Origin of the sequence: Cyclobacterium sp. (assembly GCF_014762705.1) — a bacterium.
Lineage (GTDB): Bacteria > Bacteroidota > Bacteroidia > Cytophagales > Cyclobacteriaceae > Cyclobacterium.
On sequence record NZ_JABURL010000038.1, the window covers coordinates 1 to 12,234 of the forward strand.

At 43.6% G+C, this 12,234-nt stretch carries 9 protein-coding genes; 7 read left to right on the forward strand and 2 right to left on the reverse strand.

Going from position 1 to position 12,234, the window contains the following annotated elements; translation table 11 throughout:
- Nucleotides 1-38 precede the first annotated feature (38 nt).
- The 3 genes from rseP (at nt 39) to hslU (ending at nt 5,440) form a co-directional block, all read left to right on the forward strand.
- A complete protein-coding gene (gene rseP / locus HUJ21_RS07230; RefSeq protein ID WP_291368275.1) occupies nt 39-1,358 on the forward strand; it encodes an RIP metalloprotease RseP in 1,320 nt (439 codons plus the stop codon).
- A 198-nt stretch (nt 1,359-1,556) separates the two neighbouring features.
- Nucleotides 1,557-4,043, forward strand: coding sequence for an endopeptidase La (gene lon / locus HUJ21_RS07235; protein WP_291368278.1), 2,487 nt, complete (start codon nt 1,557-1,559; stop codon nt 4,041-4,043).
- A 2-nt stretch (nt 4,044-4,045) separates the two neighbouring features.
- Complete coding sequence (gene hslU, locus HUJ21_RS07240) at nt 4,046-5,440, forward strand: ATP-dependent protease ATPase subunit HslU (RefSeq protein WP_291368280.1); 1,395 nt, start codon at nt 4,046-4,048, stop codon at nt 5,438-5,440.
- Between the two features lie 22 nt (nt 5,441-5,462).
- Here hslU and HUJ21_RS07245 read toward each other — a convergent pair whose 3' ends face one another.
- Nucleotides 5,463-7,586, reverse strand: a complete 2,124-nt coding sequence (locus tag HUJ21_RS07245; RefSeq protein ID WP_291368282.1) for a molybdopterin cofactor-binding domain-containing protein — start codon at nt 7,584-7,586, stop codon at nt 5,463-5,465.
- Nucleotides 7,586-8,044, reverse strand: coding sequence for a (2Fe-2S)-binding protein (locus tag HUJ21_RS07250; protein WP_291368284.1), 459 nt, complete (start codon nt 8,042-8,044; stop codon nt 7,586-7,588). Before HUJ21_RS07250 ends, HUJ21_RS07245 begins: the two co-directional genes overlap by 1 nt.
- Nucleotides 8,045-8,343: 299 nt before the next feature.
- On the opposite strand from HUJ21_RS07250, the gene HUJ21_RS07255 reads away from it, so the two are divergent.
- The 4 genes from HUJ21_RS07255 (at nt 8,344) to accC (ending at nt 11,894) form a co-directional block, all read left to right on the forward strand.
- Nucleotides 8,344-9,339 carry a beta-ketoacyl-ACP synthase III gene (locus HUJ21_RS07255; protein ID WP_291368286.1) on the forward strand — a complete coding sequence of 332 codons (996 nt, stop codon included), beginning with the start codon at nt 8,344-8,346 and terminating at the stop codon, nt 9,337-9,339.
- A gap of 22 nt (nt 9,340-9,361) precedes the next feature.
- On the forward strand, nt 9,362-9,925 hold the full coding sequence (gene efp / locus HUJ21_RS07260) for an elongation factor P (RefSeq protein WP_291368288.1): 564 nt from the start codon (nt 9,362-9,364) through the stop codon (nt 9,923-9,925).
- A gap of 112 nt (nt 9,926-10,037) precedes the next feature.
- On the forward strand, nt 10,038-10,511 hold the full coding sequence (accB, locus tag HUJ21_RS07265; protein ID WP_291368290.1) for an acetyl-CoA carboxylase biotin carboxyl carrier protein: 474 nt from the start codon (nt 10,038-10,040) through the stop codon (nt 10,509-10,511).
- 30 nt (nt 10,512-10,541) lie between these two features.
- Nucleotides 10,542-11,894 carry an acetyl-CoA carboxylase biotin carboxylase subunit gene (gene accC / locus HUJ21_RS07270; protein ID WP_291368292.1) on the forward strand — a complete coding sequence of 451 codons (1,353 nt, stop codon included), beginning with the start codon at nt 10,542-10,544 and terminating at the stop codon, nt 11,892-11,894.
- Nucleotides 11,895-12,234 lie beyond the last annotated feature (340 nt).

Consider the following 12,234-nt stretch of genomic DNA (forward strand, 5'->3'; position numbering starts at 1 on the left):
AGACGTGTATCAGAGACAGCATCAGTAGATTATAAATAATGGATACATTAATAATGGTAGCGCAATTGCTACTAGGCTTGTCAATTTTGGTGGGTCTTCATGAATTGGGACATTTGCTAGCAGCAAAGATGTTTGGAATGAGAGTTGAGAAATTCTCTATAGGATTTCCACCAAAAATAGCGGGATTCAAATGGAAAGAAACAGAATATTCCATTGGTGCTATCCCTTTGGGTGGATTTGTTAAAATTTCCGGCATGGTTGATGAATCACTGGATTCCGAGCAGATGTCAGCTGAACCCCAGCCTTGGGAATTCCGCTCCAAACCTGCCTGGCAGCGTTTAATCGTTATGTTGGGAGGGATATTTGTGAATGTGGTAACAGGTATTATCATCTTTGTCCTTTTGGTTTACAGCAAAGGAGAAACCTATTTTTCACGGGATCAGGTTATAGAACACGGGATCGTAGCATACGATATAGGTGAGCAGATTGGTCTGCAAGATGGTGATAAAATATTGGACATCAATGGTGTTCCTTATGAGTCACTAAACGACCTCAGTAGTGGCGATGCCCTTTTGAGCTCCGGAGGCTTCTATACTATAGAAAGGGATGGAGAACGCATGCAGATAGCCATTCCACATGGGTTTATCAATTCCTTTTCCAACGAGGAAAGCATGTCCAATTTTATCAATATCAGGTTTCCTTTTGCCGTTCTGGAAACAAGTCCCGATGGTTTTGCCAGAGAGGCTGGATTGCAGAAAGGGGATAAAATACTTGCGGTAAATGACGATGAAACGCATTACTTCAATGATTTACAGTCAGCGCTGGCTGAAAATAAGGGAGAAAAAGTCACCCTTACCATCGAAAGAGAAGGACAGGAATTACTAACAGATGTAGAAGTTAGTGAGGATGGCACCATTGGTATCGCGGTAGATAATTTACTGGAGCCAGTACGCAAAAAATATTCCTTTGCTCAATCCATACCTCTGGGTACGGAAAGGGCTTTTAGTATTGTTATTATCAACGCCCGGGCCATGGGAAAAATGTTTACCGGGGAAGTTTCCACAAAGAATGTAAGTGGCCCTATAGGCATGGCCAAAATTTATGGATCCACCTGGGATTGGACAAAATTTTGGTCGATTACAGGTTTGATCTCCATGATATTGGCTTTCATGAATTTATTGCCCATACCTGCGCTGGATGGTGGACACGTGATGTTTTTAATGTATGAAATGATTTCCGGCCGAAGCCCATCCGACCGTTTCCTGGAAAATGCCCAGAAAGTAGGAATGGTATTGCTTTTGGCCATCATGGTATTTGCAATTGGTAACGATATTCTCAAACTATTTACGGGAACCTGACCTTTTAAGCGGATTGCTTTGTTACTCCTTGATGGTGTATCATAACATTAGTTGGTTTGGATTTTTAAATAACTGACAATTTGTTACCAGGATCAACTTGGCATAAGCCTTGGTTAATCTTAATACAATCTCTAAACTCAAGGGGATTTTTCTTATATTAAAAAAATAACATGACAGTACACCTGTCATTATGTCTGTATGAGCAATAACGACAATCAATTATATCATTCATTAATGTTAGGCGATTATTCAGGAGAGGGTGATCTGATACAACTGATTACTGATGATGATGATGAAGGCACGTTGAAGGATGAAAATTTCCCAAGAGAAATTCCTATTCTTTCCGTAAGAAACACGGTGTTATTTCCCGGGGTGGTAATACCCATTACTGTTGGGAGGCAAAGATCCATTAAACTGGTTAAAAAAGCACAAAAGGGAGATAAATTAATAGGGGTTTGCGCACAAAAAAACCCGAATATGGAAGACCCCTCCTGGGAGGACATTTATAATGTGGGCACTTTGGCTAAAATCATTAAAATGATTGTTCTGCCAGATGGCAATACCACCATTATCATACAAGGGAAAAAACGCTTTCAGATAGAAAATGAAATTACAGAAGACCCCTATTTCCTGGCCAATGTCAGGTTTTTGGAGGAAACCTTCCCCAACAACAGTGAAAAGATAGAGGCCCTGGAACAATCTCTTAAGGAAGCTGCTTTCAAAATCTTACAGCTGAACCCTGAAATACCCAGGGAGGCTCAGGTGGCCCTGGACAATATTGACAGCACGCCTTTTCTCACCCACTTTCTGTCTTCCAACATCAATGCTCCCGTAGAATCCAAGCAAAAATTACTGGAAATCAATGATGGCATTGAAAGGGCTACCCTTCTGCTAGAGTTCATGATGAAGGACATCCAAATGCTGGAGCTGAAAAGTGAGATCCAGAAAAAAGTCCATACAGACATTGACCAGCAACAAAGAGATTATTTCCTCAGACAGCAGATGAAGGTCCTCCAGACCGAATTGGGAGAAGAAGGCCCGGAAAAGGAGGTTGAAGAATTACGGTCCAGAGGGAAAAAAAAGAAATGGCCCAAAGAGGTGGGGATTCAATTCAACAAAGAACTGGATAAAATCCTCAGAATGAATCCGGCAGCTGCAGAATATCCGATTGCCCTGAATTATGTTGAGGTTTTGGTAGATTTACCCTGGAATGAATTCACCACCGATAATTTCGATCTAAAGAGGGCTAAAAAAATCCTGGACCGTGATCACTCAGGACTGGATAAAGTAAAGGAAAGGATCATCGAATACCTCGCGGTTCTGAAACTCAAACGGGATCTGAAAGGACCTATTTTATGTCTTTACGGCCCTCCCGGGGTAGGTAAAACCTCACTGGGAAAATCCATTGCCAAAGCATTGGGCAGGAAATATGTACGCATGTCACTGGGTGGACTTCATGATGAGGCCGAAATCAGGGGCCATAGGAAAACCTACGTAGGTGCCATGCCTGGAAAAATTCTCCAAAACATGAAAAAAGGAAAGTCTTCCAATCCTGTATTCGTTTTGGATGAGATTGATAAACTGAGTTCTGATTTCAGAGGGGATCCCTCATCGGCTTTCCTGGAAGTGCTGGATCCGGAACAAAATAATGCCTTTGTGGACAATTACCTTGATCTGGAATATGATTTGTCCAAGGTCCTTTTCATTGCAACAGCCAATACGCTGGAAACCCTTCAGCCGGCCTTAAGGGATCGCATGGAAATCATCGAAGTGACGGGTTACACCATGGAAGAAAAAGTGGAAATTGCCAAAAAACATTTGGTACCCAAACAACGCAAAGAACATGGTTTGAAGGCGAAAGATATTGTTTTCTCCCATGAATCATTGGTAAAAATCATTGAAGACTATACCAGAGAATCGGGAGTCAGAAGCCTGGAAAGGCAAATAGGTAAGGTGGTAAGAAACATTACCAAGTCCATTGCCACAGAGGAAGAGTACCAGAAAAAAATCACCCCACAGCAGGTTAGAAAAATACTGGGCGGTGAAGTGTTTGACAAGGAAATTTATCAGGACAATTCCCTGGCGGGAGTGGTAACCGGTCTTGCCTGGACTTCAGTAGGCGGGGAAATACTCTTCATTGAGGCCAGTATCAGCCGGGGAAAAGGAAAACTTACCCTTTCCGGTCAATTGGGGGATGTCATGAAGGAATCTGCCATGACGGCAATTTCTTATTTAAAATCCCAGGCAGAGAGCCTAAATATCGATCATAGGGTGTTTGATCAATATGACTTGCACATTCACGTACCTGCGGGAGCTGTCCCCAAAGACGGGCCGTCGGCAGGGATTACCATGCTTACCGCTATAGCCTCCGTATACACGCAGAGAAAAGTACGATCCAGACTGGCCATGACCGGAGAAATCACCTTAAGAGGTAAAGTGATGCCAGTAGGCGGGATTAAAGAAAAAATCCTGGCCGCCAAAAGAGCCGGAATAGATGATATTATCCTCTGTAAAAGAAACATGCGAGACATTGAGGAAATCGACGAAAGCTACCTGAAAGGAGTTCAATTTCATTTCGTAGACCATGTCAGTGAAGTCCTGGATATTGCACTGTTGAAAGAAACTGTTGCTCGCCCTGTCAAGTTTACCTTTGATAACGAAGCCAGTAAATCCAGGGAAAACTAAAAATGGAAAACATGAATCATTTGACACCAAAGCAAATAGTTGCTGAATTGGATAAATACATCATTGGCCAAACTGATGCCAAACGAAATGTAGCCATTGCCTTAAGAAACAGAATCAGGCGGCTGATGGTCAAGTCCGAGCTTCAAAAAGACATTGTTCCCAACAACATACTGATGATTGGCTCCACCGGGGTGGGTAAAACCGAAATAGCCCGCAGGCTGGCTAAAATCGCCAATGCTCCTTTTACCAAGGTAGAGGCTTCCAAATTTACCGAAGTAGGCTACGTGGGGCGGGATGTGGAATCTATGGTCAGGGATCTGGTGGAACAGGCAGTGAACCTGGTAAAGGAAGCCAAAAACGAAGAAGTGAAAGAAAAAGCTGCGATCATTGTTGAAGATATGCTTTTGGATATCTTGATTCCTCCGGTTAAGGGCAAAGGGTTTAGCCATTCCTCCGGTAAAGATGATTTCAACCCTGACAATGCCACCGAACAGGAGCTCAATGAAAAAACAAGAGAGCGTTTTAAAGAGAAATTGAAAGCCGGTGAACTGGAAGACAGAAAAATTGAAATCAATGTCAAGCAGTCTTCCTCTTCTGGTATTGGCATGATCGGCAATGGTATGATGGATGAAGCCAGCATGGCAGGCCTTCAGGACATGCTCAGCAATATGATGCCCAAGCGTACAAAAAAGAGAAAGGTCACCATTGCAGAAGCAAGAAAAATCCTCATGGAGGAAGAAGCTTCCAAATTAATCGATTTTGATGAAGTGAAGGAACAAGCCATCAAACTCGCTGAAAACAACGGGATCATTTTTATTGATGAAATCGATAAGATTGCTTCCGGATCAGGCAAAAACGGAGGAGGCCCCGACGTGAGCAGGGAAGGTGTGCAAAGAGATCTTTTACCTATTGTGGAAGGGAGTGCAGTAAACACCAAATACGGGTTGGTGCATACCGACCATGTATTGTTCATTGCCGCAGGTGCTTTCCACGTAAGCAAGCCCTCAGACCTTATACCAGAGCTTCAGGGCAGGTTTCCCATACGTGTTGAGTTGACCAGTCTTACCCAGGAGGATTTTTATAAAATCCTTAAAGATCCAAAAAATGCCCTGACCAAGCAATACCAGGCTTTATTTGAATCCGAGCAGGTTTATTTGGAATACACAGATGATGCCATTCAGGAGATCGCTACCCTGGCCTTCAGCATTAATGAGGAGGTGGAAAATATCGGTGCCCGAAGATTGCACACGGTAATGAGTCATCTTTTGAATGATTTCCTATTTGAAGTGCCTGACACCATCCAACCCAATAGCAAAATTATGATTACCAAAGAAATGGTACAGGAAAGACTCAGTTCCTTGGTTAAAAACCGGGACCTCTCCCAATACATTTTGTAATAAGTCCTTCAATGCGCATGAATTACCCTTCGGGTACAATTCCTGAGGGCAACATGGGTAAGCGGTTGATTTTAACGCCAACGGCATCATCAATGGCATTCCGGATGGCAGGAGCAATACAAACGATCGGTGCCTCTCCTGCTCCTGAGGATGGCAGGTCTTTTCTATTTACCAAAATCACCTTCATGTCAGGGACATCCTTAAACCTTGGTACCCGGTAAGAGGACAGAAAGGCATTGGAGATGTCCCCGTTTTTGAAATCCACGGACTCAAAAAGAGCTCCTCCCAATCCCTGAAGCACACAACCTGTCACCTGGCTCTCCAGATGTCTGGGGTTAATGATGGCACCACATTCAAAGGCGGTTACGGCCTTAATAATTTTCATTTCCCTGCTTTCAGGGTGAACAGCTATTTCGGCAAAGGTCGCCACAAACCCTCCTTTTACGGCACCACAAGCCATTCCAAATCCATGATTTCCATTGGTTTTGGTTCGTTTCCAGCCAAATTCTACAGCGGCGGCTTTGATAACTGCCTCCAGCCTGTCATTGTCCAGATTATTTAACCGGAATTGAAGAGGGTCTGCGCCCAACTTCCCGGCAAGATCATTGATGGTGGATTCCATGGCAAATACATTGGCCGTGGAGGCCAGGGCCCTATAGGACCCCTGCCTTAAGGGGGTATCGGACCGGTGGTATTCCTGATGTTTGTTGCTTCCTATATATGGCAGGTCGATGCCCGCCCCACCAGAGTTGTAATTGTGAAATTCCCAGGAAGTGATACCCTGTTCACTGGCAGCCCCTTTTACCTTGATCAATCCCGCAGGTCTGAAATAAGCCCATTTAAATTCTTCTTCCCTGGTCCAGTTGACTTTGACTGGTTGGCCGGTAGCCTTTGAGAGTATGGCGGCTTCTATTCCGGCTTCACCAGTATGTTTACCCCCATATCCCGAACCGGTATCCGGCATATATACGCGTATTTGCTCTCCGGGAAGGTTAAAAGCCCTTTCAAGCTCCTCCTGTACCCCAAAAGGACGTTGGGTTCCTGTCCAGACTTCCAGCTTATCTCCTGTCCATTGGGCCAGTCCGGCTCTTGGTTCCAGGGGTACGTGGGCAATATACTGTACCTCAAAATCCTGCTCAATTTTATGTGCTGCTTCCTCAAAGGCTCTGCTTACCTGTGGATTAATGGTTTCGCCTTTTTCAGCACTGCTCACCAGGTGATCGAAAAGCTGATCCCTGGAAACTTGGGAGCTTCTTTCCCAATCGGCTTCAATGCTGGCCAGTGCCATGGCTGCAGTTCGGGAATTTTTGGCGGCCACACCTATGAAATCTCCATCCCTCACTACCTGAACTCCCGGTATGCTGGCTGCTTTATCTGTATTTGCACGTTTCAATTTTGCACCCTGCACAGGAGGTCTGAGTACTTTGCCATAAAGCATGTCGGGAAGGACCATGTCTGAAACATACCGGTGCTTGCCCGTAATAAAATCCCTGCCATTTACCTTTGGAACAGAAGTTCCTGAAATTTTCCATTTGGAAGGTTCGATGGTGGGTACATCCTCGTCCATTTTTTGAAGCAGGTTTTTACCTTTGGCCAAATCTCCGTAGCTCAGCTTTTTACCGTTGTTTGGATGCTGGATCATCCCCTGCTCCATATCAAGGCTGATCTCGCCCAGTTTCCATTCCTGCCGGGCCTGTTGCAATAGCATCTCACGAAGATTGGCAGCTGCTTTCCTCAATATGGGGGCCATCTGTGGCGTGGTCAAACTTCCGTAAGTACCCCTGTCATAAGGCGTAAGCTGGGTGTCTCCCATCACCAGGGTAATGGATGAGACCGGAAGAAAAAGTTCCTCGGCCACAACCTGGGTAAGGGAGGTACGGATATTTTGACCTACTTCTACTTTTCCGGTAAAGACCGTTATTTCTCCGGATGCTGACAGGTGAATCCATGAGGAAAGCTGATCCGAAGCGGGGAAATTGTCTTCATTCGTAGTCAATATTCCGGATGCCAGATAATCAGTCCAAACAAAATAGGTAGCAATCCCGGCACCCATATATTTGAAAAAACTTCTTCTGCTTAGCCCCTTTCCGGGTATTTTATTTTCGAAAGCCCTTTTTTCTTCCTGCTTGGTACGCTCGTTTTTCATCACGCTTTGTCCTTTTGGGTTATTTTACTCAGTGCACTGACAATTTTGGGGTAAGTACAGCATCGGCAAATGTTTCCGTTCATTCCTTCTATTATTTCCTGCTCACTCAATTGTTGCTTATTTTCCAATAAGGCAACAGCTGTTAAAATCATACCCGGAGCGCAGTAACTGCATTGAAACACATCCTCTTCCATCAACACTTTTTGCACGGGATGCAATTCCCCTTCTTTCTCCAATCCTTCAATTGTGATGATATTTTTACCTTGTGCTGCCGTTGCGGGAGTGATGCAGGATGGAGTGGGTGTTCCATTGATCAGCACCTTACAGGCTCCACATGCAGCTTCCCCACAACCATATTTGGTACCGGTAAGGTCGAGCTGTTCCCTTAGCACTTCCAATAAACTGGGATTCCCATCAACTTCCACAGCATAATCTCTGTCATTCACATTTATCCTCATGGTAGACTCTTTAATTTTCTTAAACGTTTTTAATTTAAAGAAATAATGCCGGAAATACAATTCAGCACCTATATGCACTGCTTTTAGGGCCTTCTACTCCAATTATTTTTTATATATCCAAAAAATCTTTGGTGGAGCAGCACTTTTTAAATAATTTTGCCCTTCTAAATTTGCTAAGGTATTGACCGGTTTTAAAAAGGCAATAGTTTATAAACCAGGATTCGCCATTTAATTCTGTCCTTTCAATATACGTTTACGACAGTCCTACCCGATTCCTACATGAGACTAGAATACTTCAAATGAAAAAAAGAGCTGTAATTACAGGAGTACATGCTTGGGTACCCCCCTATGTGCTGGGCAACAAAGAATTGGAAACCATGGTGGATACCAATGATGAATGGATAACCAGCAGAACAGGCATCAAGGAAAGAAGGATCCTCAAAGGTGAAAACCAGGGCACCTCTGTAATTGGTACCGAAGCAGTAAAAGGGCTGTTGGAAAAGACCGGCACTGATCCGGAGGACATAGATTTGATCATCTGCGCTACGGTTACCCCAGACATGCTTTTTCCTGCCACGGCCAATATTGTGGCGCACAATGTTGGAGCGAAAAACAGCTATAGTTTTGACATTTCGGCAGCCTGTTCCGGATTTTTATATGCCCTTACCATAGGTAGTCAATTTATAGAAACGGGTGCCCATAAAAAGGTAATTATCATCGGGGCCGACAAAATGTCATCCATTGTCAATTACCAGGACCGGACTACCTGCATCATATTTGGAGATGGGGGTGGGGCCGTATTACTTGAGCCTACTGAAGAGCCTTTGGGAATAATGGATTCACTGCTGCATACGGATGGCTCTGGAGCTGATTTTCTTCACATGCGCGCAGGAGGCAGTAGAAAACCCGCCACACTGGAAACAGTAAAAAACAGAGAGCACTATGTCTTTCAGGAGGGTTCTACTGTATTTAAATTTGCCGTGACCAAAATGGCAGATGTAAGTGCCAAAATAATGAAAAAAAACAATCTCAATTCGGAGGATGTGGCCTGGCTTGTTCCTCATCAGGCCAACAAGAGGATCATTGATGCTACCGCCAACAGAATGGGAATAGGGCCTGAAAAGGTGATGCTCAATATTGAAAAATACGGAAATACCACGGCTGGAACACTTCCGTTATGTCTTTGGGATTACGAATCTCAACTCAAAAAAGGAGACAACCTTATTTTGGCTGCTTTTGGTGGTGGATTTACCTGGGGAGCAGTATATTTGAAGTGGGGATACGACCCTAAATAATATTTAAACCAAAAAACCGCACATGGCAAGCACTGCTGACTTTAAAAATGGGCTTTGTCTGGAATTTAACCATGACATCATGACCATAGTAGAATTCCAACATGTAAAACCTGGTAAAGGCCCTGCATTTGTCAGGACAAAGTTAAAAAGCCTGACCTCAGGAAAAGTATTGGACAAAACCTTCAGTTCAGGCGAAAAGGTGACTACTGCCAGGGTAGAGAAAAGACCCCATCAATATATCTACAATGACGATATGGGTTACCACTTTATGGATATGGAAACATTTGAACAAATACCCATTGAAGTGAAACTCATTGAAAGACCGGAATTACTAAAAGAAGGTCAGATGGTGGACATTCTAATACATGACGAAACAGAAAGACCCCTGGGGGTCGAATTACCACCATTCGTGGAATTGATGGTGACATATACAGAACCAGGTATCAAAGGAGATACTGCCACCAACACTTTAAAACCCGCAACGCTGGAAACAGGAGCAATAGTGATGGTACCCCTTTTTGTGGAACAGGATATCATGATCAAGGTTGATACCCGGGATGGTTCCTATTCGGAGAGAGTGAAATAAGGCGGATTATTGAATAAAAATTAATTATTTTACATAGTTTTACCAGATCACATCCAGAATATAAGAACAGGAAAGCCCTATAAATGGGTGCAACTCTCAAATAAAACGTTTTATGAAAGCAAAAGAAATACAAGAATTAATAGACTTTATTTCCAATTCCGGCTTGGCAGAGGTAAAAATAGAAACAGATGAGTTCAAGCTTTCCATCAAGAAAAATTCCGAAGCCCCTGCAGCAAAAAATGTAGAAAACTACTACACCCAAACCCAGCCAAACCCGGCACAGGAACCAGAACCTGCGCCAAAAAGGAATACCACAGAAAGTGAGGAAACCTCAGGCCAGCAGCTTTTGGAAGTCAAATCCCCGATGATCGGTACCTTTTACAGGTCTGCCAATCCAGATTCTGATTTCTTTGTCAATATTGGAGATACCATTCAAAAAGGGCAGACGGTTTGTATCATTGAAGCCATGAAACTTTTCAACGAGGTAGAATCTGAAATCTCAGGAAAAATCGTAAAAGTGTTGGTAGAAGATGCTTCACCGGTCGAATATGACCAGCCCCTTTTCCTGATTGAGCCCCAGAATTGATTGTTTTTCCAACCAAATTGACCATAAAAAGTGTTTAACAAAATATTAATAGCCAATAGAGGGGAAATAGCATTACGTATTATCCGTACCTGCAAGGAGATGGGAGTAAAAACAGTGGCGGTATATTCAACAGCAGATAAGGATAGCTTGCATGTACGTTTTGCCGATGAAGCTGTTTGCATTGGTTCCCCTGCCAGCAAGGACTCCTACCTGAATATTCCCAGGATCATTGCGGCAGCGGAAATCACCAATGCTGATGCCATCCACCCAGGCTATGGCTTCCTTTCCGAAAACGCTGAATTTTCACGGATATGTGAAGAATACAATATCAAATTTATTGGTGCCAGCCCGGAAATGATCAATCAAATGGGGGATAAGGCCACTGCTAAAGCTACTATGGCGGCAGCCGGTGTCCCTACTATTCCCGGTTCGGAAGGTTTGATAGGCTCCATAGATGAAGGCCTTTCCCTGGCTGATGAAATCGGATATCCCGTAATCCTGAAAGCCACTGCCGGTGGTGGTGGCAAGGGTATGCGGATTGTCAAAGAACCCGCGGGATTCAAAAAGGCCTGGGATGATGCCCGCCAGGAATCAGCAGCAGCATTTGGCAACAACGGATTGTACCTGGAAAAATTCGTGGAAGAACCCCGGCATATAGAGATACAGATCATAGGAGATTCCAGAGGAAAAGCCTGTCATCTCTCTGAAAGGGACTGTTCTATCCAAAGAAGACACCAAAAACTAGTTGAAGAAACACCATCCCCATTTATAACAGATGAATTGAGGGAGAAAATGGGACAGGCTGCCATCAAAGGGGCAGAAGCCATTGCCTATGAAGGAGCTGGTACCATCGAGTTTCTCGTGGATAAAAACCGGAATTTTTATTTCATGGAGATGAATACCCGGATTCAGGTAGAACATCCGATAACGGAGGAAGTGACGGATTTTGACCTGATCAAAGAACAGATCAAAGTAGCGGCCGGAGAGCCCATCAGTGGGAAAAATTATTTCCCTAAACTATTTGCCATGGAATGCCGGATCAATGCCGAAGATCCAAGCAACGGTTTCAGGCCCAGCCCCGGTAAGATCGTAAACCTGCACTTGCCTGGAGGAAAGGGAGTGCGTATTGACAGTCATGTCTATGCTGGTTATATCATACCCCCAAATTACGACTCCATGATCGCCAAATTAATCGTAAGCGGCCAATCCAGAGAAGAAGTAATTGTACGGATGAAACGGGCCCTGGAAGAATTCGTCATAGATGGTATCAAAACCACTATCCCATTCCACCTGACCTTACTGGAGGATCCAGCGTTTAATTCCGGTAACTTTACAACCAAATTTTTGGATGATTTTGACTTTTCTAAAATAAAACCTCATTAAATTTTAAATAATATTGGTTCAAGATCAAAAATAGGGAAGGCTTTTCACTTCCCTATTTTTGATGAATTTTTCCCATTTATAAAACATTATACCACTCAGCTAAGATTTCGCCCTCATTTCCATTATTCGCTTGTTATTACAGAGATAATTTGTGAAATTGTTGATTATTAACAATTTAAGCGAATAAGGAATTTATGCTTAGGCAGCCCATATATTTTATTTTCCTTTTATCTGTGTTATCAAGTGCCTGTTCGGAAAAACCATCTTCCGGAATATCACTTGGTACAGGAGACCAGGTCAGCTATAACTTTCATGTCAGGCCGATCCTTTCGGACAATTG